Annotated in this window: 20 protein-coding genes and 1 pseudogene; 10 read left to right on the top strand and 11 right to left on the bottom strand. The window is 53.4% G+C overall.

Annotation, left to right across the window (positions count from 1 at the left end):
- Positions 1–64 precede the first annotated feature (64 nt).
- Positions 65–685, top strand: coding sequence for a TetR/AcrR family transcriptional regulator (locus LKO31_RS11860; protein WP_227690779.1), 621 nt, complete (start codon positions 65–67; stop codon positions 683–685).
- Here LKO31_RS11860 and LKO31_RS11855 read toward each other — a convergent pair.
- From LKO31_RS11855 to LKO31_RS11845, 3 genes and pseudogenes are all read right to left on the bottom strand, one after another.
- Entirely contained in the window at positions 682–1,143 is a 462-nt protein-coding gene (locus LKO31_RS11855; protein WP_227690778.1) for a zinc-binding dehydrogenase, read from the bottom strand. The two genes, LKO31_RS11860 and LKO31_RS11855, sit on opposite strands and share 4 nt — an antisense overlap.
- 59 nt (positions 1,144–1,202) lie before the next feature.
- A pseudogene (locus LKO31_RS11850) lies at positions 1,203–1,626 on the bottom strand (DDE-type integrase/transposase/recombinase); the annotation flags it as partial.
- An 871-nt stretch (positions 1,627–2,497) separates the two neighbouring features.
- A complete protein-coding gene (locus tag LKO31_RS11845; RefSeq protein WP_227690777.1) occupies positions 2,498–3,148 on the bottom strand; it encodes a TetR/AcrR family transcriptional regulator in 651 nt (216 codons plus the stop codon).
- A 140-nt stretch (positions 3,149–3,288) separates the two neighbouring features.
- Here LKO31_RS11845 and LKO31_RS11840 point away from each other — a divergent pair, with 140 nt between their 5' ends.
- From LKO31_RS11840 to LKO31_RS11820, 5 genes are all read left to right on the top strand, one after another.
- Positions 3,289–5,289, top strand: a complete 2,001-nt coding sequence (locus LKO31_RS11840; RefSeq protein WP_227690776.1) for a flavin-containing monooxygenase — start codon at positions 3,289–3,291, stop codon at positions 5,287–5,289.
- A 40-nt stretch (positions 5,290–5,329) separates the two neighbouring features.
- Positions 5,330–5,758 (top strand): VOC family protein, encoded by a 429-nt coding sequence (locus LKO31_RS11835; protein WP_227690775.1) that lies wholly within the window; start codon positions 5,330–5,332, stop codon positions 5,756–5,758.
- Positions 5,759–5,778: 20 nt separating this feature from the next.
- Positions 5,779–6,825 (top strand): hypothetical protein, encoded by a 1,047-nt coding sequence (locus tag LKO31_RS11830; protein WP_227691233.1) that lies wholly within the window; start codon positions 5,779–5,781, stop codon positions 6,823–6,825.
- Positions 6,825–7,742 carry an SDR family NAD(P)-dependent oxidoreductase gene (locus LKO31_RS11825; RefSeq protein ID WP_227690774.1) on the top strand — a complete coding sequence of 306 codons (918 nt, stop codon included), beginning with the start codon at positions 6,825–6,827 and terminating at the stop codon, positions 7,740–7,742. The genes LKO31_RS11830 and LKO31_RS11825 overlap by 1 nt, the downstream gene beginning before the upstream one ends.
- Positions 7,743–8,098: 356 nt before the next feature.
- On the top strand, positions 8,099–9,163 hold the full coding sequence (locus LKO31_RS11820) for a hypothetical protein (protein WP_227690773.1): 1,065 nt from the start codon (positions 8,099–8,101) through the stop codon (positions 9,161–9,163).
- Positions 9,164–9,218: 55 nt separating this feature from the next.
- Here the strand turns inward: LKO31_RS11820 and LKO31_RS11815 are convergent, their stop codons facing one another.
- From LKO31_RS11815 to LKO31_RS11800, 4 genes are all read right to left on the bottom strand, one after another.
- Positions 9,219–9,872: a TetR/AcrR family transcriptional regulator C-terminal domain-containing protein gene (locus LKO31_RS11815; protein WP_227690772.1), complete on the bottom strand. Its 654-nt coding sequence runs from the start codon at positions 9,870–9,872 to the stop codon at positions 9,219–9,221.
- Between the two features lie 62 nt (positions 9,873–9,934).
- On the bottom strand, positions 9,935–10,888 hold the full coding sequence (locus LKO31_RS11810; RefSeq protein WP_227690771.1) for a DMT family transporter: 954 nt from the start codon (positions 10,886–10,888) through the stop codon (positions 9,935–9,937).
- 82 nt (positions 10,889–10,970) lie between these two features.
- Entirely contained in the window at positions 10,971–13,484 is a 2,514-nt protein-coding gene (locus LKO31_RS11805; protein WP_227690770.1) for a TonB-dependent receptor, read from the bottom strand.
- A 418-nt stretch (positions 13,485–13,902) separates the two neighbouring features.
- On the bottom strand, positions 13,903–14,661 hold the full coding sequence (locus LKO31_RS11800; RefSeq protein WP_227690769.1) for a TetR/AcrR family transcriptional regulator: 759 nt from the start codon (positions 14,659–14,661) through the stop codon (positions 13,903–13,905).
- Positions 14,662–14,882: 221 nt separating this feature from the next.
- Here LKO31_RS11800 and LKO31_RS11795 point away from each other — a divergent pair, with 221 nt between their 5' ends.
- The 3 genes from LKO31_RS11795 (at position 14,883) to LKO31_RS11785 (ending at position 20,398) form a co-directional block, all read left to right on the top strand.
- Complete coding sequence (locus LKO31_RS11795; RefSeq protein WP_227690768.1) at positions 14,883–16,877, top strand: flavin-containing monooxygenase; 1,995 nt, start codon at positions 14,883–14,885, stop codon at positions 16,875–16,877.
- A 23-nt stretch (positions 16,878–16,900) separates the two neighbouring features.
- Positions 16,901–18,271 carry a spinster family MFS transporter gene (locus LKO31_RS11790; RefSeq protein WP_227690767.1) on the top strand — a complete coding sequence of 457 codons (1,371 nt, stop codon included), beginning with the start codon at positions 16,901–16,903 and terminating at the stop codon, positions 18,269–18,271.
- 195 nt (positions 18,272–18,466) lie between these two features.
- Positions 18,467–20,398: a flavin-containing monooxygenase gene (locus LKO31_RS11785; RefSeq protein WP_227690766.1), complete on the top strand. Its 1,932-nt coding sequence runs from the start codon at positions 18,467–18,469 to the stop codon at positions 20,396–20,398.
- A 119-nt stretch (positions 20,399–20,517) separates the two neighbouring features.
- Here LKO31_RS11785 and LKO31_RS11780 read toward each other — a convergent pair whose 3' ends face one another.
- Both LKO31_RS11780 and LKO31_RS11775 read right to left on the bottom strand, forming a co-directional pair.
- Entirely contained in the window at positions 20,518–21,372 is an 855-nt protein-coding gene (locus LKO31_RS11780) for an SDR family NAD(P)-dependent oxidoreductase (protein WP_227690765.1), read from the bottom strand.
- A 15-nt stretch (positions 21,373–21,387) separates the two neighbouring features.
- Complete coding sequence (locus LKO31_RS11775; RefSeq protein WP_227690764.1) at positions 21,388–22,320, bottom strand: alpha/beta hydrolase; 933 nt, start codon at positions 22,318–22,320, stop codon at positions 21,388–21,390.
- A gap of 257 nt (positions 22,321–22,577) precedes the next feature.
- Here LKO31_RS11775 and LKO31_RS11770 point away from each other — a divergent pair, with 257 nt between their 5' ends.
- On the top strand, positions 22,578–23,270 hold the full coding sequence (locus LKO31_RS11770) for a TetR/AcrR family transcriptional regulator (protein ID WP_227690763.1): 693 nt from the start codon (positions 22,578–22,580) through the stop codon (positions 23,268–23,270).
- A 76-nt stretch (positions 23,271–23,346) separates the two neighbouring features.
- Here LKO31_RS11770 and LKO31_RS11765 read toward each other — a convergent pair whose 3' ends face one another.
- Entirely contained in the window at positions 23,347–23,754 is a 408-nt protein-coding gene (locus tag LKO31_RS11765) for a VOC family protein (protein WP_227690762.1), read from the bottom strand.
- 70 nt (positions 23,755–23,824) lie between these two features.
- Positions 23,825–26,386 carry a TonB-dependent receptor gene (locus tag LKO31_RS11760; RefSeq protein WP_227690761.1) on the bottom strand — a complete coding sequence of 854 codons (2,562 nt, stop codon included), beginning with the start codon at positions 26,384–26,386 and terminating at the stop codon, positions 23,825–23,827.
- Positions 26,387–26,533: the final 147 nt, after the last annotated feature.

Here is a 26,533-nt window from a genome sequence, read left to right as displayed (position 1 = left end):
AACTCGCCTAAATTTTACTCATGAGTAAATTGCGTTCTCACGCGCAAAATGTCAATCATAGCGCATGACTCAGATCGACGGCTCACCCTTCCCCACCAGCAGCGAACGCGCGGCGACACGGCGCGCCAAGCGGGACGCCGTGCTGCGCGCCGCCGTACGCATGTTCAACACGCGGGGATTTCATTCCACATCGCTGGATGATGTCGCGGCCAGCCTTGGAATTTCCAAGCCAACCATCTATCATTATCTGGGCAGCAAAGACGGTGTCTTGCTGGAATGCGTGACCATCGGGCTGAACCAATTGTTGGAAGCATCCGAGGATGCGCGCCAACGCTCTGGCACAGGGCTGGACCAATTGCGCAGCTTTTTGGAAAGCTATGCCCTTGTAACAATGAGTGATTTCGGACGATGCGTGGTGCGTACTGGCGATGAGATGTTGTCGCCATACAGCGCGCGCCAAGTCCGCGATCGCAAGCGCGACATCGACAATGCGCTGCGCTCCTTCATTCGCGATGCGGTAGCGGATGGGTCGATCAGCGTCGCGGATGAACATGTCACGGCGCTGACCTTTGCCGGTGCCCTGAATTGGCCCGCCCGCTGGTTTGACCCAGAAGGCACCGATCGAGCCGTAGATATGGCACGCAAAATGGCGGATGTGCTGATCCAAGGCTGCGCCCCCCGTTAAGGGATCAAGACCGCCTTGATACAATCCCCACGGGCCTGTGCCGCGACCGCTTCATTAATCTGGGCCAAGGGATAGCTTTTCGTCAGCCGGTCAATCGGGAAACGTCCGGCGCGGAAATGGTCGACCAGTTCGGGAATGAAGCCGTCCAAATCGCTGTCGCCTTCGATGATAGCATGGATACGGTGACCATAAGTGATCAGCGCCGCCAAATTAATCGTCAGGCTGGCGTCCGGCGTTGGCGAAACACCGACCAAGCCCAATAAGCCATGGCTAGTCAGACAGGCCAGCGCGGCTTCGACCACCGCTTCGCGGCCACTGGTTTCAAACGCAAAATCCACCCCTTCCGGCACGATGCCCCTCACTTGCTCCGCCACATTCCCCAATGCCGGATTGATCACATGGGTTGCGCCCAATTCCAGCGCCATGTCGCGCCTGTCCGCCGTCAGAACATTTGGCACAACTGGTGGCCTAAATGAGCCGAGTGCGCCCTCGTCTTGGGGTTGATATTAAGCGGCGAGCTTGCGCTGCAGCTCGGGCCATTAACGCTGAGCAGCTTGGGCTTGCCAGCACCGCGGCGCTGGCACATCCAAAAGCCATCGAGGCGAGGTCCAGCGTATCAATGGTTCCTCGACCCGCATGTCGGCGCACCACTTCCAGGCAATGATGTCGAGCGAGAAGTCGTCAAGCACGATCGACAGGTACGTCCAGCCCCACCCGATGATTTTGAAGTAGGTGAAGTCGGCCTGCCACATCTCATTCACCCGCGTCATCTTGGTGTGGAACTGATCGGCGGCCTTGATCACAAGATAGGTAGGGCTGGTGATCAGATCATGGGACTTCGGAAGCCGGTAAACCGTGGCGTCGGACACGAATTCGCGCGAACTGGCGGTGAACCTCACCGCCAGTTCGCGCGGCGAAAGTTCGCTGTAATCCAGCTCTATCTCGGCAGTCTAACCTTGAGGTACGAAGTTTTGTCAGGCGCTATTCCGAGATCACAAAGCAATTACGTCTGAAGGCTGGCGAAGTTGCTTTTAAGCTGTAACCATTTGATATTTTCTGATCAAAACAAGTGGTGCCCGAGGACGGAACCAAACGGCTACACAATATATTGAATACACTCTTAAAATAGGAACAATGGATTTCCGATACCGTCATTCTTTCACAACCACTTGCCTTTCGGCGCGGGTTAGGTGCCCAGTTTAGACAGAACGTTACATAAACAAGATAAGCTTACAGCATTATGATACTGCTCGTCTAGAATTAGCTAATCACGAGACTGTCAGCGTTCTAAAGTTTGCATAGCACTGCTTGGATGGCAGCCGGTGACACTTCCAACTAATTTCGAGCGCCATAAACTTTGCATGGCGCATACGAAGTCTGAATGTCCCATGATAGCGAAAAAATTGACCGAACGAGTCACGATGAACACTGCGCCCCCTTCGATTGCGGAGCGGTTGGACTTCGTCGTAGTGACGAAGTCACGAAGAGCATGTTGCTCACAACGCGGCGATCATCAACTCGCGTCCGACCGTGGCAGTTCTTCGGAAAAGGACTGGCCCCGCGTCATCTGCTTTCACGTCCGCCAATACATAGCACTTATTTATCTTTGATCTTCAACCCGCGCCCGAATCACAGCCAACACATCCAATTACTGGGTCCTGACCATGCCGATAGATTAGGTTTTACGCGCTGCCTTGAATTAGAGCCACAACAATATTTCTCACGTGGGAAGGAGAGGCCTATACGTATCTAAGGAGCCTATCAGCAGACCGCTCTTGACCAGCCGTTCAGAAATTCTGAATCCCCCTTGCCTTACGGGCGGCAACCACAGAAGTCCTGATCTTGATTAGCACCGATGCCTTTCACAAAAATTTCTGATGCTTGCTGCGATTGTGCTGCGATTTCGGTGTCAGTCAGTGTTGCGCCGCCAAATAATACACGCCTCTGCCATTCACCGAAGGCCATAGCGACATAATGCGCGGCAAATTTGCGGCTATTTTCTGCGTCAAATCCGGCTTCGACCAATAAATCCGCAACTGGGTTAATTTGATTTTGTTCAAATTGCCGTTTAAAAATTGCGGTCAATTCCGGAAAGCGACCGCTTTCCCGATAGATAATCCGCGCTGTTTTGATACTATCTGGCTTCGCAAGTTGGGCCATTACAACCTGCGTATGATGCGTCAATCGTTCCAACAGCGTGCCTTGATATTCCCCTATATCCAATATCATCAACTGCCCCGATTGGCTGATGCACGCATCAAACAGAGCAACTTTGTCGGCGAAATAATTATAAAGCGTCCGGCTCGAGATATCTGCTTTTCGGGCGATATCGCGCAGGGATGCCGCCTCAAAACCGACATTGGCAAATTCTTCCATCGCCACGGTCAGCAGCGCCGCCTTTTTCTTCTGAGCTTCCTCAGCGCTTGGGCGGCCTGCGCGGCTGATCGGTTTCTTCGCATCCATGGTCTCCCCATGTCCCTAAGTTCGCCTTGCAAGGCAAGTCTAAATTCCCTTTTGACTAATTACACACTCATGTGCAATTTAAATGCATGAATGAGTCGGCCCGAGTTTGAAACGGGCGCGGCAATGGGAAGGATATTTGGATGACAGCGCAGAGTTTCGGTTCGGCAAATGTAGCGGCCGACACCCCTGATTTAGAGGCTTTGGTTGGCGGACTGGATCCAGTGATGGCCTTGATGTCGCTGGTGCAAATCACTGGCGACCGCACATTATTGCAGCGCTATTGGGATGCGCTGGATGGCAAGCAGGAAAGCGTTGTCGAGGCGTTTCGCGATATCAATGCCCACGAAGCGCGTGAACCTGTAGACCCTGCCATTGCCGCCGATATTCGCACAAAGCTGTTGACCGCATTAAAATCAGGCAAAGCATCCGTTATGGCGCAGATTGATCTGCCGATGTTCCGCAAAATGTCGCGCCTGCTGTTGGGCCAAGATATTCCGGAAATGTCGATGGAAGTGGCTTTCCAACACGCTGGCTTCACCCAGGACACCCGCGTCCGCCAACCTCAGCAATTGCCGCCCGCCGATTTCAAAGTCATCGTTGTCGGCGCGGGCATGATGGGCATTAATGCGGCGATTAAATTGCAGCAGGCCGGCTTTGCCTATGAGGTGCTGGAGACGCTCGATCAGGTGGGCGGCAATTGGCTGACCAACACCTATCCCGGGGCTGCGGTGGATACGCCCAGCCGCGTCTATTCCTTCTCCTTTGAACCCAATGCGTCTTGGACGAAATTCTACCCACGCGGCCCAGAGTTTCTTTCCTATCTTGATAAGGTCGCCGACCAGTATAGCCTACGCGATCATATTCGCTTCGGCACACGGGTCGAGGGCGCGACTTGGGATGAGGGACGGAAATTATGGACCGTTCACGCCGTTCGCAACGGGGTGAAGGAAGACCATGTCTGCAACGCGCTGATTATGGCGGTTGGCCCGAATAACAATCCTAACTATCCAAATGTGAAAAATCTGAACGCATTCCAAGGCCCCGTCATCCATTCGGCGCAATGGGACCATGATGTGGATTTGACGGGCAAAAAAGTGGTGCTGGTTGGCACCGGTTGCTCTGGCGTGCAGGTAGCGACTGCGATTGCGGACAAGGTCGGCGAATTGGTGATCGTTCAGCGCCAGCCAGAACATATCATCCCCAATCAGCAGGCCCACGCCGATGTAGACCCCGCAGAACGCATCGCGATGGAAACTATACCTTTTGTCGTCAACTGGAGGCGCCTGCAAAGCCTAGAAAGCCAGCTTGGCAATATGCACGGCATGGTGATAAAGGACGAAGATCATGCCGCGAAAACAGGCGGTTTCGGTCCAATCAATGATGGCATGCGGATGTTTGCGGAAGGCTATTTGCAAAGCCACTTCCCCAATGATCCCGACATGGTGACATTGCTGACACCAAGCTATCCCGTCTTTGCCAAGCGCCCGATTTTGGATTGCGGTTTCTATGACACGCTAAAGAAAGACAATGTTTCGATCATTCGCGGCGCCTTGGCAGAGGCGGATGAAAAGGCTGTGATTTTGGCGGACGGCACGCGCATTGAATGCGATGTGCTGCTGCTTGCCACCGGATATGATCTGCATTTTGGCAGACAATTCGACATTCGCGGCACGGGTGGCACCACCCTTCAGCAAGCCTTTGAACCACACCCCTTTTCTTATGAAGGAATGCTAGTCACCGGCTTCCCCAATTTCGTCTTCATGGGCGCGCCCTACAGCTATTTGGTCGCCAATCACGCGGTGGTGAGCGAACAGCAGGTGCATTATATCATCGAACTGCTCCAATGGATGGTCGATGAGCAACTCTCCTCCTTCGATGTGACCAAGGCCGCAAGCGATGCCTTTGTCAGCGAAGTCGACACCGAATTGCAAAAGACCGCTTGGGTCCAATGCGGTGAAGCCCATGGCTATTATCGCGATAAGGGCAAGGCCGGAGCGAAGAAGGTGATTTTGGCCATTCCGCGTCACAATAGCCGCATTTGGCACGATCTGCGCAGCCCGCGCACCGAGGATTTCCAAACCACCCGGGCCGAAGGGGCCAGCCCCGCCGCACCGCGCGAAATGGAAATGCTGACGATCTAAGCCGCGCCAACTGACAAAATTATAACAAGAGGATATTTTTATGAGCGATCCCCGCACTGCCGGTTCTAACTTTGGCATGACCTATATTTTCGCCAAGACCTTCGTCCATGATTTGGACGCCATGGCACGCTTCTATGAGAATGTGCTGGGGCTCATCCCGTTTAACCGCCACCAAGATGCGATGTTCGGCCGGCCGATTGACGAGATCACCTATCAAGCCAGCTATGCAGGCGGCCCATCCTTAACGCTGATCAAATATATGGATTCTGAAGGGCCCTTGGCGGGTGAAGCGGTGCAAGGCTTTATGACCGATGATCTGGAAGCCGTAGTGGAACGCACCTTGGCCCATGGCGGCAGCGTGCCCGAGCCTATTCGGGAAATCCCGGAATTTGGCCTGAAAGTCGCCTTCATCATCGACCCAGAAGGCCATATCAACGAAGTAATTCAAATGACCGGCGCAGCAGCCTAAACGAAAAGGCCTTCACCGTGATGCATGAACTTGCCAAAAATTTCACGCCGGTCGCGCCCCCGCAAATTATCGAAAATAGCTATAGCGACGATCAACATAGCCGCTTGCTGAAGGTGGTGCGCGAAAATGGCCCTTGGCCGTTGATCTTGGCAGAAAATTTCAAAACACCCGAAGAGGTCATCGCCACCACATCCGGCACCCTGCCCGAAGGCGTGACGCTGACATGGGACATGATCGGCCTTAATCCCGTCTTCCGTGGCTATTTGGCACGGGGCGGAACCTGCTTTTATCCAGAAATAGAGGATTGCTATTATAACAGCCGCTATCTCGATCTGGTGCGGGGCTATTGGGATTGCCAATATGCCGAACCGGAAACCTTTTTGTTCAATATTCAAGGCCCCACCCCGATTGGCGGGCCGCCCCATTTGGACGGCACCGTTTTTCGCGGCATGACGATGGAAAACACGCCCTTGTGGCTGTTGCTGACCATGGCGAAATCCTGCCTGTTCAACCATTGGCGCTCCAAAAAAGCGCAGGTGATTAGCTGGTATTATAAAGGGCAAATTGGCGGAGGTTTTAACTGCTGGCCTGATGGTCCGGCAGGCGCACCGTTGCAAATTCAAGCGCCCATGTGGGGCCGCGCGGTGGTGGTGGAAAATGAAATGATGTTCCACCATGGCCAAGCTACCGGTCCGCAGAGCCTGCGCAAACCCGCAGGCATGGATATCAGCTCCACTTTCGGGGCAGACCCCAATGACCCCACAGGCTGGCAGATTGAAACCTTCGGCCAAATAAACCAGCATATTCCTGCCGAGGAAATGCGGTTCCTTGTCCATTGGGGCGCGCGTCTGTTCAAGGATTTGGGCGATTTCAAACGCACCTATGATCATAGCGACGATATCAGCGCCGATCAGGCGATCAACATGCTGATTGGCGATATGCAAACGCGCGGGGTGCAATTTGAAGTGCCCACTGATCCGCTGAATGACAATAATTTCGTCGGCCTGCTCGCCCGCGTTTATGACATTGGCGGACCACAAAATATTCCAGCGGATGCGGTGGATTAATGATGATGGATAAACTGGCTCCCTCCCCCCCCAATCTCAGCGGCAAAGTCGCGCTGGTGACGGGGGCCAGCCGCGGCATTGGCCGCGCCATTGCCCAGCGGCTGGCCGCGGCGGGCGCAACGGTGGTCGTCACGGCGCGCTCGCTGGATGCGTCGATCCAAGGCACACGCGGCGGCGCGCCCGCTATTATGGCGGGCACGCTTCAAGAAACACTGGCCATGATCGCGGCACAAGGCGGGACGGCATTCGCCTTGGCCGCCGATATTGAAAGCGCCGAGGATTGCGCACGCCTTCCCCAGCGGGCGACCGAAGTCGCAGGCGGGCGGTTGGACATTTTGGTGAATAATGCGGGCTTGGCCGATTTCCTGCCCGTCGCCGATATGCCGATCGAGATTTTTGATCGGACGATCAGCCACTATCTGCGCGCGCCTTTGGCGATCAGCCAAGGCGCCATTCCCTTGATGCGGCAGGCGGGGGCCGGTTGGATTGTGAACATCACGTCACAAGATGCGCTCCCCCCCATTCGGCCGTATCCAGCGTTTGAAAAATTTCGCGGCTATGCGGTCTATGCAGCGGCCAAGGCGGCGCTCAACCGGCTGACACAAGGCATGGCGGCGGAATTGTTGGATGATAATATTGCGGTCAATGCCGTTGGGCCATCAACCGCCATTCGAACGCCCAGCACGGACAGCCTTATTCCCGCCGACTTCCCAACCGAAGACCCCGCCTATTTGGCAGAAACTGTTTGCGCCATGGTCCATTTGCCAGCAGCCCAGCGCACCGGCCTCATTGCATCCAGCCTTCATTTTCCATGGCATTATCATCTGGACGTTCACAGCCTCGACGGCCAGACGAGGCTTTCCTTGCAGGAACCACCGGCATGGTCCCACCCCATGATTAATGCATCGGGAAATTAACCATAGAAAGGGGGATGCAAAAAATAGCTCGGATTGAATAGCCCGTATAGTTCTAGACGCCTTCGATACGAATTTTGAGTCTAGGAGGCGAAGATGAGTAAGGCTAATTTCATCAATGATTTCACGTAAGAAGCCATGAGGATGCGATGGTCAGCGGATTACCGTGCTGCCGCGTTGCATCAAATATAGGGATTGGCAAGTCCACGCTGCTCGACTTCTACCAAGCCAAGATTGTGGAAGGGCGACATTTTACACTATCACAACATATTTCCGAAACATATTCGAAAATATGTTGTGATAGTGTAAAAAGCTGATAATTTCGGATCCAGCATAAATTCTTGGGAGCAGATATTATCATGGCCGACACATCCCCATTCATCATCAAACCTGTCGCTCCCCCACAGGTGATCGACGGGACCTATAGCGACGACCAGCACGCGCGGTTGGTTCAGTTGGTACGAGACAAAGGTCCATGGAAGCTTATTTTGGCACAACATTTTGCATCAGCCGATGAAGTGGTGGCAACGATGTCCGGCTCTATGCCGGAAGGCGTAACGCCCACGTTCGATATGTTTTTAACGCCGAATTTCCGAGGCTATCTGGCGAAATATGGCGCTTCGCTGCATCCCGAAATTGATGATCTGTTTTACAATAGGAAATTCATCAATTTGGTGCGCGGCTATTGGGGCGCGGAATATGCCATCCCCGACAATATGCTGTTCAACATCAACGGCGCCTGCACCAGCCAAGATCCAGCCCATATTGACGCCACCGAATTTCGCGGCATCAGCCAGCGCAATGCACCAATTTGGCTGATGAACACCATGACCAAATCCGGCCTGTTCCGGCATTGGCAAAAGAAAAAATCGCAAGTGATCGGCTGGTTTTACAAGGGCAATATCGGCGGCGGCTTCACATATTGGCCCAATGGCCCGCAGGCTGAACCAGCCCGCATTGCCGCGCCAATGTGGAACCGCGCGGTCGTGGTCGAAAATGAAATGATGTACCACCGCGCAGAGCCAAATGGCCCAGAAGAATTGCGGATGCCCGCTGGCTTGGCGTTTAACTCCATGTTCCGCGCAGATCCCGATGTCGCCGACGGTTGGCAGATCACCACCGATGGTCAAGTGATCCAAAATGTGCCGGCGCATGAAATGCGTCTGCTCGTCCATTGGTCGGCGAATATCTTCATGGATATGGATGAACTCCGCACCGTCATGGAGCATAAGGATGATATCAGCCTCGATCAGGTGTTTGATATGTTCATCGCCGACCTGCGTCAGCGCGGCATCACCTTTGCAGTGCCCAGCGACCCTGCCCATGACGTGGACTTTATCCGCGTATTGACCGCCGCTTATGATGTGGGCGCGCCGCGTATCTATCCGAAGGAAGCGCCAGGCCCCTTGCACCGCGCGGCCTAAAGATAAAAACTTGGAGGAGGCGTCATCACACCTCCTCCACTATTCCGTATCAACGCTAAAAAGCGGCGCTAAGATCATTCCAATAATCCGTATCTTTGGCTTCGCCCCGTTCTGCGCTCACCTGTTTCAGCAGTGCTAAAAAACTGCTTTCCCACACCGGCGCATGCCTAGCAAAATCGTCATATACAGACGCCAAATGCGGCACCTGATTGGCTCCTCGTTTCGCCAGCGTCCGCGCGGCGGCTTGGGCAAAAGATGTGCCGCCTTTGCTTAGCGCTGCCAAGTGTAAATGGGTTACCGCGCCGCCGACAACAACCCCCCCCAACTGGCGATAGAGCCGCAGCGCCTCCTCCGCACAAAAGCCCCTGCCCGTCATAAATTCCAGCCAAGCTTCCATCCGATCCATTTCAAGCTCCGGACCCAATCCGCCTGAAAAATATTGGGAAATCAGCTGACCCGAACCCGTCAGGAGCGAAAAAAGGCTTTGCCCGTGCTGCACAGCATAGGTCTGCCAATCTTGCTGCTGATCCTTTGGAAAAACCACATCACGGGATGCGCGCATCGCCACCAATCGCACCAATTCATCCTTATTGGCCACATAGCCATACAGCACCGTAATCCGCACGCCCAACTTCGCTGCGACGCCCCCCATCGTCAAATTTTCAAGGCCCAGCGCCATGCCAGCCTCCAGCACTTGATCAATGGTCAAGCGCCTTGGCCGACCGCTGCGTTTCTTTGCGATTGGGGCGGGAATATTATCGTGCGCGGGGTTCATACACCATGAGATGGCGGCAATTTTGGTTCAGCACAAGGGCGAAGCGCGGCGATTTTTCCCAGATGAAAGCTGATCGCACCCGATACAATAATCAACGCCGCCCCCCACAGCATGGCTGATGTGATCGGCTGAGAAAACAACAGATAGGCCCAAGCAGCGGCCCATAAAATTTGCCCATAATCAAAAGGCGACAAGAGGGCCAGCGGGGCATAGCGCAGCGAAGCGGTGATGCAAATTTGTGCGGCTCCGCCCAAAATACCGGACAATATCAAAGCAGAAAGAGCCAGATCGCTCAAAGGGCTTCGCCACAGAAAATAGGGGATGGTCGTGACAGCGGTGGAAAAAATCGTGAACCAGAAAACGGTGGTAATCGCACTTTCCACTTTGCCAATTTCCCGAAGCAAAAGTGACACCCCCGCCGTTCCAAAGGCCGCTATCAACGCAATGACGAGCCCTAGGCCTTGGGCCGTCGCCGCGCTGGGCTGAACTATGGTCAAAATCCCTGCAAAACCGACCAGCAAAGCAGCGCCCTGAATCGGCCGCACAGCTTCTTTCAGCAAAAACGCCGCCATCAATGTGGCGAAAATCGGCGCCAAAAATCCAATCGCGGTTGCCTGCGCCAAAGGTAACAAGTCGAGCGCTGCAAAAGTGCAGCACATGACCATAAAGCCCAATCCGCCGCGCAGCATATGCGCCTTCACGCGTGGCGTGCGCACCACAGAAATTCCGCCCAATTGCCATACCCACAGTAGAATAACCGGTATGGCAAAAGCATTACGATAGAATAAAACATCGCTCATCGCAGCGCCATGAGACATGCCGAATTTCAGCAAAGCCATCATTGCGGCAAATGCGGCCACTCCACTGAGACGAAGCCAGATTCCCAAGAGAGGGTTGGCGCTGATACTGGCCAGCGGCGTCACCGCATGGGGCTGAACCCGCTGTCTCATGCGCTGCATTCCAGTTAAACTATAAGGGGGAGAGCATAAAAAATGGGCCGCAGGAATATTTCTCCCTGCGACCCCAATTGACTTAACGGCCAAAGCTATAGCGCAGCTTCATACCAAACATCCGCGGTTCGCCATACAGCACGCCCCACACACCGATATCATTGTAAATATTGGTGTTGGTGACGCGATAAAGCTTGTTGGTCGCGTTGGTCACAAACAGGCCCAAGTCGAAGCCTGATTGTGCCACATTACGCCAATCCACCGACGCATTCAGCAAGCCATAAGCCTCCAAAGTCGAACCAGGCTGGAAGCTAGGATCACTTGCCGGCGCGGTTGGTTGACCAGAAAAGTGCGAATAACCGACATAGAAGTTCAAATCGCCCAAACCATTACCCAAGGGCAGATTCGCATCCGCATGGATATTATACATCCAAGGCATGACATATTGGAATGGCATACAGCTTGCGTCGACCATACCCCCAGCCGCTACCTGCTCGAAACCACCACCCGCTTTACAACCAATATCTCCGCCAAGGGTCCGGAAACTATAATCCGTATATTCGGCGTCCGTGTGGGTCAGCGTACCACCGATGGTCAAACCAGGCCAAGGGCTGATCGACGCTTCCGCTTCCAGTCCTTGAATGGTCGCCGCAGCAGCCAAAATGCTCGCACCGCCCGCCCCAGTCGTTGGATTAAAATCAGCACCTGGACGCTGAATATTCGAATAGTCTGCATAGTGATAGGTCATGTTTAAACGACCCGGAGCACCAGCTAGGCGCCAGTCCGATTTGAAGCCCGCTTCATAGCTGGTCAAACGCTCTGGCTCGAACGTGCGATATTGTTCGGACACGGCCACATTGTTGAAACCGCCAGCCTTATAGCCGCGCGTAGCCTTGGCATAGAGCATCAGGCCACGTGTGGGCTTATAGTCCAAAATAGCCGTCCATGTTGGAGCCTTAGACTTCAAATGAGCGGTAAAGGTGCAATCCTCGACATTATCGGTCGGTGCGCCACCTTTCAGCGTGCAATCCACAAGGCCACCGGGCAGGTCTGTCCACGTGCGGCTAAAGCCTTCGATACGGTCCCACGTATAGCGATAACCAGCGGTAAATCGCAGATCCGTCAGAGCTTCTGAAAGCGCTGCGAAATTCAACGTCCCCTGCGCATAAACAGCGCGCGATTTATTGGATACGCCGCCAATACCGCGGCTCGGGCGGCAATCCGCTCCCCCAGTATATGCCTGCCCTGTCGCACCAGCGGAGCAGAATTGTACGGTATAGGATTCCCAATCGCCAACGGGCGTAGCGTCCAGATAAAATGCGCCGATAGCGAAGTCCAAATTACCGTCAAGCAATTTGCCTTGTAGCTGCAATTCTTCACTGAATTGCTTCACATGGTCACGGGGGTGGGTCGTTTTCCCGCCATTGACGAAACCATTTGGCGCAATCCCAAATTCGTCCGACAATCCCTTGATCGGGAAGTCAGGGAACTTCGCATTTTGCGTCAATTGATAGAATTGCAACGGCGTACCATCGGTATCACCGGCATAATCAACCTTGATGTTTTGATAACTGATGATGTTCCGCAGGGTCAAATTGGCGCCCAGTTCGATATCCGTGCTGTTAACGGCTCCGAAACTGTCGATATTGGTGTAAACGTCATGGCTTAAGCGCGTCTTGCGGGGGCCAATTTGGTTGGCGATTTCTGTTTGTCGTTCGTAAACGTCACAATTGCCAAAATAACCGCAAGCCGCGACAGCCCGCGCATTATAGTTAAATCCTTTATGGATGTAACCAGCACCATTATTACGCGTACGCGCACCAAACACCGTTAGATTATTCGAAATGGTTTCGGTGGGGTTAAATTGGATACCCACACGGCCCATATACCAATGCTGGTCGTCACGCCATTTGTCCCAAACCAAATCCTTGGTGAAACCACGGCGGTCATAATAAGCACCAGTCACGCGAACCATCAGCTTATCTTCGACGATGGGCAGGTTGATGGCACCTTCAATATTCTGAAGATCATATGACCCAATAGAGCCTTGAACATAACCTTCCAGGTCGTTGGTTGGGCGCTTGGGCGTCAACAAGACCGCGCCGCCCGTCGTGTTACGTCCAAATAGCGTACCCTGCGGACCCGACAGCACCTGCAAATTTTCCAGATCAACAAAATTGCCTGGGCCGCCTTGCAACGGCAAGCTGATCGTAGCGACCAGCGGGACTTCGCTGAAATAGGTCGCTACGGATGGCAGCGCCAAAAATCCGGTAGATTGCCCACGAATAGAGAATGACTGAACATCGCGGCTGGAGGTGCCTTGCGTACCAACAACCAAAGAAGGCACCGTACCATAAAGATCTTGGGCTTCGCTGATATTCATCTTCTCAAGATCTTGGCTCGAAAAGGCGCTAATCATGATTGGCACATCTTGGCTGCGCTCAGCGCGGCGGTTGGCCGTAACCACAATATCTTCTAAGCCATGGCTCCCGCTAGTGGCCGCCGTATCTGCTTCTGACGCATCGGCTGCCGCTGGCATCAGCATGGCAACAGACGCCGCTCCAGCCAACAAAATTGCGCACAAATCCTTATTCATAACTCAATCTCTCCCCGTCGAATCCATCGTAAAACAGCCGCCAAACCGCCAATCGGATTGGCGGCCCCGCGCGCAAAACAGCGCCTTGCACCACAGACATTTTTTGATCTGGCTTGCGATTTCGCCCCATCCTCTTGCCCATGGGCCACGCGCTTTAGCTGGCCCTTCATTGTCTTGATTTTGGAGAGGGCTAAGCTAGGCTTTCGACGAATACAATTATTTTACGACCGACGATTCGAAAAATATTAACCGATACTTTTTTCGTATCAATTTCACCTTTTCGCAAGGGCAGGAAATGTCACACCATCATGGTTGGCAAATCCACCCGCCATTCACACAGACGGATTTTTTACATCTTAGTTTCATATGGATAAGCGGATACAGTCAATCCACATGCCGCAACACTATCGCGAAACAATCAATTTAGTGCTGCGGGTAACAGACGAAACAGCGCATCATAATCACCGGCGGCGGGGCCGTGAGCATGGGCTTCAAATATCGGTCCAGCGGCATGACCAATTGCACCGCAGAGCAGCCAGAACAGATGATTCTCCCACCCATCATGCTGATCGTCGCGGCCGATCTCACCCTTTAACTCATGGATCAAGGGCGCGACCCTTTTAGATCGACCTGCAATAATTTTCGGCATCACTTGCGAGCGGCTGCGCCCCAAATCACATAGCGCCCTTGCCCGTTTGGCAGCACCCGCCGCACCGATCACCAAGTGCGACGCCCCTCGCCGCACTTGCAGCACAGTTAAGGGCCGGATGCCAGCCCGGCTCAAAATGCGAAGCCACATTTCCGTCGAGTCAATCTCAATGGTCATCGACTGCTGGCCGTTCAGCCAGAACTCCAACATATCGCCATCTTGGCTCAATACATCAAACAAAGCTTGGCAGTAACGAAGCGTCCAAATGGCCCAATGATCATGCTCATCCTGCGGAAAGGCATAACGGCTTGAGGCGCGCGATGCGGCGATTCGTACCAATTCTTCCCGATTGGCAACATAGCCATAAAGCACCGCCTTACCGACGCCCAAATGCTCTGCGACCGACGCCATGGTCAATTTGTTCAAACCGATATGCAGCGCAGCATCAATAATCTTATCCAGCTCCAACCGGCGCGGACGCCCCCGTGCTCGGGCCTTAGGCGGGTTGTTTTCAATGTAATCGGTCACGCTTTTCGTCAATTTCCTGCTCATGCTGCCATTGGCACTACCTCCTTCATGCCCGAAACAAGCGCGGACGAAAAGCCATGGCGGTGCATTGGTTCGGCCCATAAATATTTTTCGACCATTCGTTCGAAAAATATTGCGCTTACGCCCAGCTTTGGCAATAGCTGCCCCATAAGGCGGCCACCGCGAACGCGTGTCGGCGCTTGAAATTTGGGAGAAGATATATGCAAAGCTCTAATCAGGGCTGGTCGCGTAGCGGCGGTGAAGCGCGTCATTTACCACTAGAAGACAACGAAAATTTGCGCGATGCACTGACGCAGTCTGACTTGCCAAGCTTATTGATGACCTATGCCCATCTAAGCGGTGACCAAGAAATATTGGCACGCTTCCAGCCCCATATTCACAGCATCACCTCTGGCCAAATGACAGATATTCCCTCGGAGCTGGCGGATGAACTACGCGAGAAAATGCGCCTCTTTCTAACCCAGTCCGATGACCAATTGCCGCCCATACCGCCGACACAGCATTTACAAAATATTATGACGACCGGCATGGGCGAACCCGTTGCTGCGGAATTTATTCCGTTGCTGCTCGAACAAAGCGGTCTGGGTGGTCAAGTGGACCGCAGCAAACGGGCCGCGCGGCAAAAACAGCCTTCCCAAGTAAAAGTGCTCGTTATAGGCGCGGGGATTTCCGGGTTGGCGGCCGGCATTAAGCTCGCTGAGACGGGCTATGATTTCGAAATCATCGAAAAATTACCAGAGGTTGGCGGTACATGGTTTACCGCTCGCTACCCTGGCGCAGGCGTTGACACGCCCAGCCACTTTTACAGCTTTTCCTTTGCGCAAAATCCCAATTGGTCAACTTATACGCCCAAGGGACCGGAAATGCGCGACTATTTGATCGCCGTATCACATCAATTTGGACTGCGCGATCGCATCCGTTTCAATCATCGCGTAGAATCGTTGCGCTGGGATGCCGTTCGCGGCTTGTGGCACGCCAGTGTGATCCGCCCAGACGGTACAGAGCAGACTATATCAGCCCATGCGGTGATTAACGCACATGGCCGCCTAAGCCGCTGGCAATTCCCCGACATTATGGGCCGCGATAGTTTTTCGGGTCAAATGCTGCACACCGCCGATTGGGATGACGAACTGGATTTGCGCGGCAAGCGGGTTGCCATGATCGGAACGGGTGCCAGCGCAGCACAATGCGGCCCAGCCATTGCCGGTCAGGTCGCTAGTCTGACGGTATTTCAACGCTCTGGCCACTGGGTTGTGCCCAACGCCACCGCAGGCGCGCCAGTTGCCCCAGCGGTGCAATGGGCGATGCAGAATATCCCTTATTATCTCGAATGGTTCCGATTTGGCATTTATTGGACGGGTTCGGATGGCCTTTATTCCAACCTTATCAAAGATCCAGAGTGGCCCGCCGATAGCCCATCGGTATCGCAAGAAAATGAATATCTGCGCCAATATTGCCTCTGCAATATGAACAATAAATTGGCGGGCCGTCCAGATTTGATCGAAAAATTGACACCCAACAGCCCTGTATTTTCCAAACGCATCGTGATGGATACGGATTGGCTCAGGATGTTCATGAAAGACAATGTCGCACTAGAAACGAGCGCGATTGCGGAAATTACCGCCGATGGCATAAAAATGGCCGATGGCAACTTTCACGCGGTCGACGTCATCATCTTTGCCACGGGATATAATGTCTCGCGCATGGCCGGCTTTATGGATGTGATCGGCGAAGGTGAACGCAATATTCAGGATGAATGGGGCGAGGAAGATCCACAGGCTTATTTGGGCCTCATGATCCCAAACTTCCCTAATTATTTTCATATATTGGGTCCAAATAGCGCACCCAATCATGGCGCGGGCGTAAATCTGGTCGCTGAAACGCAGATCAATTATATCGTGGAATCCCTCGATTACCTGCTGGAGAATGGCGCGAAGGCCATGGCCCCCACACAAGCTGCCCACGACGCGTTCCAAGACCGCGTCCAATCGCAAATGCCCAAGATGATTTGGACCCACCCGCTGGCCAATAGCTATTATCGCAACAGCAAAGGCCGTGTGATTGGGTCTTGGCCATTTCGTTTACTTGATTATTGGTCGGAAACCCGAGCCCCTCATTGGCCGGATTTCGCATTGCAACAGGGCGACTTTACGCCGCTCGCTGTACAGCCCGTGGCCGGAGCTAACGCTGCTTAATCCCGCAATTGGGGGAGAATTTTATGTCGTTAACAGAAGAAAACAGAACCGACACCACGCAGCCCAGCGCGCAAGAGCCTACCGGCCCCAGCAGCACCGCTTATGCGATTTATATCTTGATCTTGCTCACCGCCGCCAATGTGATGAGCTATGCTGATCGCTATATTTTCTCCATTGCGATGCCCGCCATTCAAAAGGAATTTCAGATCAGCGACAGCAGCTTGGGGCTGATAGCAGGGCCAGCCTTCACCATCAGCTATCTGCTATTCGCCATGCCCTTGGCTGGTCTGGCGGATCGTTGGTCACGGCGCAGGATTTTGGCGGCCTCTATTACGACATGGAGCCTTGCAACGAGCGCCTGCGGCGCAGCGAGCAACGCCCTGCAACTTACCATTTCCCGCTTTATCGTGGGCGCGGGTGAGGCTGGGGCAATGCCGCCTTCGCAATCGATGGTATCGCAGCTTTTCCCTCCGCATCGCCGATCAACGGCCTTGGGCTTTTTAGGCGCGGCACCCTATTTCGGCTTGGTCGTGGGCCTTGCGGGGGGCGGCTATCTAGCGTCCACCTTTGGTTGGCGCTGGGCCTTTTATGCTATGGCTTTCGCGGGACTGCCTTTGGCGCTGCTGATCTGGTTAACAGGCCCCAAGCGCACGGCAGCCTTTTCTGCGCAAATGGCGGAAAAGAAAAATTCGGCCAGTTCGTGGGCCGTGATGAAGGAATTCTGGAGTATAAAATCGTTGCGCCTAATGGCTTTGGCGATCGGCATCTTCAATATTTTCGGCTATGCTGGCTCCATCTGGATGCCCACTTTTCTGATGCGATCGCATGAAATGTCTGCGGCGGAGGCTGGAATATTATTGGGCATTTGCTCAACTATCGGCGGTGTATTGGGCAGCTTTTCCAGCGGGGCCATGGTGGACCGGCTCGTGCGCCGCAACCCAGCATGGCAATTACGCCTGCCCGCATTATTCTTTATGATGTCCTTCCCCATCTTTTGGCTAATGTTTACGATGCCTGCGGGCCAAGCCTTGAAGGTTGGCGGCTTTTCCATTCCGGTCGTGGGCATTTATATGCTGATCAGTGGCTTTTTGAGCGCTGCATGGATGGGGCCGGGTTTTGCAAGTGTCGCCCAACTTTTCGCGCCTGAACGACGCACCCAAGCAGCGGCTGTATTGATCGTTGTCATCAATGTGGTCGGCAGCGCTTTAGGCCCCGTGCTGGCTGGTTTGGTCAGTGACGCTTTAGGCATGCACTTTGGCGAAGATGCGCTGCGGGTCAGCCTGCTAGGGATGAGCGGCCTAACCTTGGTGGGCGGTGCTTTATTCTTGCGCGCATCAACCCATTATCAACGCGATACGGCCCGCATTCATGCAGCCAGCACGGCCCAAGGCTAAGTGGTAAATTCGTGCGGAGCGGCAGTTTGCCCCGCTCCCCATTCTCTATGTCCATCCAGTTTATCCACGATAGAGGCTCGGCCATCGGCCGCCTATAACCACCGAGTTAAACCTAGAAAATCAGCATTTTCTTATTGCCTTTAAACGTGTCAAACAATATGTAAGTAAATACTCACAAATGGAGAAAGAATATCCATGACCGTCGCGACAGCGCCTTATAATATCACATCTGCGCCCTTGCTGCCCGATAGCTCCGAATTGCAGTCGGCCCTTCAGCAAGCCAATATTCACACGGTGCTGGCCGCCTATGTGCATTTATCGCATGACTCGGCCACTTTGGAGCAATTTGCTCCCTTCATCCGCCCAGCATTTTCGCCGGACGTCGTCGAAATTCCCGAAGCGCTGATCGCCGATCTGCGCGCAAAAATGCATAAATTACTGACCACCGGCGTCGGCTACACCGACGAGCCAATTGAGTCCGCTCTTCTGCAACGCATCATGACCGTGACCGCAGGAGAAGACGTCTCACATGAATTTGTGCCTTTGGTATTCGACCAATGCGGATTCAAACCTTGGATTGATCGTTCGGCCCAAGCTACGCGCCCACAAAATGGCAAAGATTTCAAAGTGCTTGTTATCGGCGCAGGCATGACGGGAATGGCCGCCGCCATCAAATTAGGCGAAGCGGGCTATGACTATGTCGTAATTGAGAAGAATGCCGAAGTCGGCGGCACATGGTATGAAAATCGCTACCCCGGTGTCGGCGTTGATACACCAAGCCATTTCTATAGCTTTAGCTGGGAAATTTGGACCCAGTGGCAGCATTATCATCCGCAAGGCGCGGATATGCAGCACTATATGCTGGAAGTGGCTGACAAATCAGGCATTCGTGAAAATATTCGCTTTAACAGCAAGGTGGAACGCCTTGTTTATGACGAAGCCAACGCCACTTGGGCGGTCACCATTCGCAAGGCCGATGGCCAGACGGAAGTGATAACTGCCAACGCCGTGATTAACGGCCACGGTCCTGTAAACCGCTATAAATTCCCTGACATTGAAGGCCTGAATAGCTTTAATGGCCCAGTGGTTCACACCGCCGATTGGCCGCGCGATTTGGATCTAAAAGGCAAGCGCGTTGCCGTGATCGGTACGGGGGCAAGCTCTGCGCAATTGGTCGGTGCGATTGCTCCGCAAGTTGGCGCACTGGCGGTTTATCAACGTTCCAAGCATTGGACCTTGTTTAACCCTGAAATCGCCAATGAGGTCGAAGAGGGGATGAAATGGGCGTTGGAAAATATCCCCCATTTCAAACAATGGTTCCGTTTCCGCGTCTATTGGTCCGCAGCCGATGGGTTGTTCGCAAACGTCGTGATGGACCCTGCCTATGCGGGCAATGATCTGGCCGTTTCGGCGCATAATGATGCGATCCGACAATATGCCCTGATGTATATGCATCAACGCTTCGCCGATCGTCCGGATTTGATTGCGAAATTGACTCCAGATTTCCCGATTTTTTCCAAACGCATTATTCTCGACAACGGCTGGTATGACGCGCTGCTACGCCCCAATGTGGAATTGATAGATCAAGGGATAGCGCGCATTCTTCCCAATGGCATCGAAGCAAAAGATGGCAGCGTTTTCGAAGCCGATGTCATCATCTGCGCCACGGGCTTTGCGGTCGCGAAAATGACCGGCGATTTGCAGATCATTGGCCGCAATGGGAAAAATTTGGGCGAGCTTTGGGGCGAAGAAGATGCGCGCAGCTATCTAGGCATGTGCATCCCCGATTTCCCCAATTATTTCCATACCGTTGGTCCCAACAGCGCGCCCAACCATGCCGCCGGTCAAAATCTCATTTCGGAATGCCAAGTCAATTGGATAATCGAAGCTTTGGACCGCATCAATGAAGGGGATGCGAAAAGCTTTGAAGTGACCGAAAAGGCGTTTTGGGATTGGAACGAAGAAGTCGACGAACGGATGAAGCAGATGATCTGGTCCCATCCCAAGGCCAACAGCTATTATAACAATAGCAAGGGCCGCGTGTTCCTGTCTTGGCCATGGCGCTTGGTCGATTTCTTCAACGCCACACGTGGGCCCAAGGATGGCAGCTACATCCTTCACAAATAAGTTTTGAAATCTCTTGCTGGAGCCTCTCCCAGCCAACTAGAAAGCCCGCTAAGCAAGACTTAGCGGGCTTCTTTTTTTGGTCATTTCAAATCCGGCCGCAGCGCGCCAGAATGTGTCGTTTAATGTTGAAGCAGATGCTCCACTTCCGGCGACAGCGCTGGTGCTTCTTGACTTTGAATGAACGCGGCACGCGCGGCAATCATGTCACGGCTCATATCCGGCTGGCTGTGAACCCAGAATTTCTTTTCGGCAATTTGCTCGACAAACAAGCGGCAGCCTTCGTCCAAATCCATGCCATAATCGCGCATCATTTCAAACATTTTGCGGCGATGGGCAGCGGCGGCTGCAGGTTCCCCCTCGCCCGCTTCGGCGTTGAAAATCTCGGTCTTCAACATGCCTGGAATGATCGACGACACGTGGATCGGCGCACCGGCCACTTGCATTTCCAGATAGAGGCATTCGCTGAACGACTGGATGGCATGTTTCGACATCATATAGGAGGTCTGCGTTGGCATAATGCCGAACGACCCCACCGATGCGAGATTGGCGATATAGGCTTCTGCGCCATGGGCGATCATATGCGGCGCAAAGGCGCGTACCCCATGCACCACGCCGTGGATATTGATATCCAACGTTTTTTCCCAGCGATCTGCCGGAATTTCCCACACATAACCCAGCGTTTCAATGCCGGCATTGTTAATCAGCAGCTTCACCGGACCATGATGTTTAATCACATGATCGGCCAGCGCGTCCAGTTCTGCTGGAACCGACACATCCACCCGCACGGCTTCGGCTTTTCCGCCGCCTGCGATGATGCTGGCAGCCACTTGCTCCGCCTTGTCCATATTGATGTCGGCGACGATCACCGTCATCCCCAGCGCGCCCAAACGGCGAGCAAGGCCGGAACCAATGCCCGCGCCTGCGCCCGTCACCACGGCGATGCCGCTGCTAAATACGTCTGTATCTTTACCCATAACTCTCACCAAAACTTATAAATGATCTCTAAGGAACTGGCTGCTTTCCTGCATCACAGCGCGTGCGCCGGGCAAAAATCCAACCCATGACGCAAATCCATGCACCATGCCGTCGTAACGTTTCATCACCACCTCATTGCCTTCATCGGCAAGTCGGGCGGCGAAGGCTTCGCTGTCATCACGCGAGGGGTCATATTCCGCCGTGCCGATGAAGGCGGCAGGCAAGTTCGCCAAGCTTTCCGCGCGCAGCGGCGAAGCTTCTTGGTGGTTTTGCTCAACCTCTGGATGGGTTAGGTAATTTTCCCAAAACCATTGAATGTCATCGGAACGCAAAATCGGACCGTCGGCAAATTCAATCGCCGAAGGCGTGGGATTGGTCGGTGCATTGGCCGATCCATAAATATTCACCAAGGCCTTGACCTTTGGTCCATTTTGATCACGGGCACGCAGCGCCAACGCTGTGGCGATATTGCCACCCGCGCTATCGCCGGCAAGGCCCAAACGGCTGTTATCGCCGCCGATTTCGGCGCCATGAGCCGCCGCCCAATTTAAGGCGGCATAGCCATCATCGATCCCCGCAGGGAAGCGATGCTCGGGAGCCAGGCGATAATCGACCGAAACAACAATGGCGTCAGACCATGCACAAAAGGCCCGCGCAATCATATCCTGCGTATCCAAATCGCCCATCACATAGCCACCACCGTGGAAGTAAATGACAATGGGGCGGATGCCTTCGGCTTGGGGCCAATAAATGCGAACGGGCAAATCACCGTCTGGACCTGCGATAGCGCGATCTTCCGTGCGCGCGACAATCGCATCGGCGGCAGGCGGAATGTTGACCGATGAATCATGCACTGATTGGCGCAACATATCCAATGGCACACCACGAACGCCCGGCCATTCCGGCATAGCGGCGAGCATTTGCTCTATCTGTGGATCTAAAGGCATTAGGGCACCCCCTCAAACTCTTGTGATATTTTGATTGCCCACTAAAGTAAGCATGTGCTTACTTATTTACTGACCCTATGTCAGTGTCAACCGATGCGAAGGAATATTTTCTGCCTTTTATCACCTCTTACGCGAGCGTTTCTCTCCAAGCCGCCATTTTTTTCAAACCGTCAGCCAAACAGCATGGCTCTGCAAATCAAACTCGGTCCGGACGCAATGATTGACAGCCGCCGCAAATCTGCCCATTTCCAGTCAGCATGACGAAGAAGCGCATTACCGGAGCCGAACGGCGGACGATTATCTTAGCTGCCGCAAGGCAGGTCTTCGCCAGCCAAGGCTATGAAGGCGCCAAAACTTTGGATATTGCAAAGGCGGCGCAGGTTTCCGAAGCCTTGGTCTATCGCCATTTCCCATCAAAACTCGCACTCTACCGCGCCGTTTTACGACAAGCGTTCCGCGAACAAGACGAAAATTGGACCCAACTGCGACACGCCCACTCTGGTGCAAAGGGCATCGTCCATTCGCTGTTCGCCTATTTCAGCGGTATTTTGGCCGATCCTGATGGTCCAGCACAAATTGGTTATCGCCTGAATATGGCCAGCCTCGCGAGCGATGGATATTTGGCAAGCTTGGTTTATCGTCGGTCCCAGCGTCTATATGCAAAGGTGCTGCAGAAAAATTATGACGAAGCGCGGGCCGATGGAGATCTGATCGGCGAGCCGATGAGCGTGCGCAACCTAACCATGTTTAACGAACATATCGGTTCGATGATGAACGCCATCCTGCGCCTGCCCTTCCGCTCGACGCCCTATGATGGTGACAGGAAAGCGCTCGCTCGCGATGCCACGATATTTTGTGCGCGTGGGCTGGGAATTAGAGACGAGGTATTCCAGCGCTATTTGGCAGAAGAAGAATTAGCACAGGTCACAGCGGCCGAAATCAAAGCCTAAAACCGCACTATTTCTCCAAGAAAAAGGGGTATGGGGCATGGCCGCATACCCCAATATAACGTCCCGAAATTCTAAATTAATGCGCGAGCATCTGCACATTTTCGGCCAAGGCCCCTTCAGGGTCTTGTGAAAATTGCACACGCACTCCGTGGCTAACTTCATCGCGGGTTGAGCCAACCAATGCGCCGCCATTGGCGACGATACGCGCTTTCAGCGCATCCATATCATCGGTGACAAAGCCCAATATGACCTGCTGATCCCGAGGAGCCGGACGATCGGTGAATTTGAACATCACCAATGTACCACTGCTCATATCCGCGCCCTGGGTCAAAATCACCTCACGAAAGGATTCGCCTGTCCCCACGCTATTGCCGTCCACGCGAACAGCCGCATTTAACCGATAGACCGAGGTGTAATAATCGGTCATCTTTTCTTCGTCATCGACAATCAATTTGGTAAACATGCCCGGTGTTGGGTTCGACATTACGCATCTTTCTATAGTAGAGATAAGAAAATGACGACAGGGGGGCGCATAATCCCCCCCCTGTTATTAATTAATGCTTTTCACCTCCAAATCGGATGGTTGCGCGCAAACCATACATACGCGGCTCGCCATACATGTTGCTCCAATAAAGGAGGCTCGCTTGATCATAAACATTGGTATTGCTGATGCGATACAGCTTATTGGTCAGGTTGGTAGCGAATACGCCCATGTCCAAATTGGAACCACCAACATTGCGCCAATCAATCGAAGCATTCATCAAACCAAATGGTTGCAAAATTGAACCTGGTTGCACCGTAGGCAGATTAGCAGCTTCCGTATTTTGCTTCGATGTGTGCGAATAGCTAAGGAAGAAGGATAGCGTGCCATTATTATCGGCCAACGGCAGATCATAAGCAGCATTCGCACTCCAAATATACTTTGCCGTATATTGCATGTCGATGCACGACATATCAATGACGCCGCCCGGAGCAACGACGCCGTTACAGCCAAGACCGCCCGTCACAGTGGTATAGTTATAATCCTTATACTTCCCGTCGGTCAGACCAAAGTTGCCCGACAAGGTTAAACCTTGAACAGGACGGGCTGAAGCTTCAATTTCCAAACCCCGAATGCGGGCATCGGCATTGAAAATGCGGGAACCGCTCGCTCCATTTTCCGGATTATAATCGGCAACCGCGCGCTGAATATCTGTATAATCCAGTGAATAAGCGGCCATATTGAAGCGGAATGGAATTTTCCCCAAATAGAAGTCGGATTTGATACCTGCCTCATAAGAGGTTAAATATTCTGGCAAAAATGTTTGGGTGGATGAGCGCACGGAATAGCTGTTGAATCCGCCAGCCTTATATCCACGACTGACTTTGGCGAACAGCATCACATTAGGATCAACTTTATAATCGACCCCGACGGTCCATGTCGGCGATTTTGTTTTTAAATCTCCGCTGAAGTTGCACAGCTCGTCGGCGCGATCAAAATCGACAATCGAGCCATCCTTCGAACATTTGGCTTGGCCAAAGCCAACATCACCCGGAATGGACGACACGCGGCTGAATTGACGAGCAAATCCCGTGACATGATCCCAAGTATAACGATAGCCACCGGTCAAACGCAGCCCTTCCAAGCTCGGCGTTATCGCACCGAAATCGAGCGTGGCCTGCGCATAAAGCGCCTTGGATTTGCTCGCATTGCCATAGCGGTTGAAGCTGGCTTCGCAATTTCCGGTGTAGAGCGCCGGGCAATAAATCACCGCACGTGAACCTTGTGGGCCAACGGGCTTATGACGGAAATAAAAGCCACCGACAGTCCAATCCAACGCATTGTTGAACGATTGACCTTGCAGTTGCAATTCTTCGGTGAACTGCTCTTGATCGTCGCGATACCGTTCGGTTCCGCCCGTATTATTATTATAAGTAACCGGAATATTCCAAACAGGCAGTGTCACCACGCCTGCTGGTGGCAAGCGGCCCGCATCCACATCATGCTGTTGCAGCGGCGTCGCATCACCATCATAGCGATAGCCGATGCGCAGGCGTTGCCAGCTGAAAATATTGCGCAGGGTAAGCGTTTCGCTCAGCTCAATTTCGGTGCTGTTGTTGACGCCCCAATGCTTGGTTTTCTGATACACATCGGTCGAAAAGGCCGTTTTGCGCGGCCCCATATCTTCGGCATTGTTCGTGATTTCGCGGTAAAGATCGCATGGCACACCCAAATTTGGGACTGGCGCACCATCAGAACAGAAGCCCACGGCCTTCAGCCCATCAATATTAAAGCCGCGATGGACAAGACCCGCGCCATTGGTGTCGCTGTCGCCAATATAAGCCATGGTATAATTTTCCACGCCTTCAAAGGGACGCAGCGTGACGCCCAAACGGCCCGAATACCAATTTTCATTGTCGCGATATTTGTTCCACACCACATCTTCGGTGAAACCACGGCGGCTGTGATAAGCGGCGACAGCGCGGACCAGCAATTTGTCGTCAATCACCGGAATATTGACCGCACCTTCCATATAGGCGCGCTTATAATTGCCGGTTTCCGCCTTGAACCAACCACCAAATTCATTGGTCGGCTTTTTCGCGGTCAGCAATACGGCGCCGCCCGTGGTGTTACGGCCAAATAGCGTGCCTTGCGGACCGGACAAAACTTGCAGATTTTCCAAATCAACAAAGGCACCAGGGCCGCCTTGCTGACTGATCGTCACGGCAGACGCCAAGGGCACTTCATTTTGATAAACCACCACGCCGGGCGACGCTTGGAAGGTCGCGCCTTGGCCGCGAATGGTGAAGCTTTGCGCCTCGCGTGAGCCATTGCCATTGGGACCAACCACAAGACCGGGCACGCTGGCTTGCAAATCTTGCTCTTTCGCGATGCCTTGCTGCTCCATCCGCTGCGGCGACAAAGCGGTAATCATAATCGGTACATCTTGGCTGCGCTCGGCACGGCGGTTGGCGGTCACAATGATTTCGGAAAGGCCGCTATGCTCAGATGCGATTTCCCTGGTCGCCGTAACATCTTGTGCTTGAGCCATCGGGGATAAGCCCGTGACGGCAACGCTGCTCAGCAGCAGGACGGAAGGGCGCTTGGCACGCGCCCGTTCAAAATAATTCGTCATAGGCAACACACTCTCCCCGTCAAATTTTCGGCGACATCCACGTGCCGCTCACTTTATGTCACTCGGTTTTTCTACTGATGCGTCAAACACATCAATATTTTCATTTTCAGCTTTTAAATCACATTTTTTTACGAAAAATTCTTAATT

This window comes from Sphingopyxis yananensis, assembly GCF_020687785.1.
Classification (GTDB): domain Bacteria; phylum Pseudomonadota; class Alphaproteobacteria; order Sphingomonadales; family Sphingomonadaceae; genus Sphingopyxis; species Sphingopyxis yananensis.
This window is presented reverse-complemented; position numbering and strand designations above follow the sequence as displayed.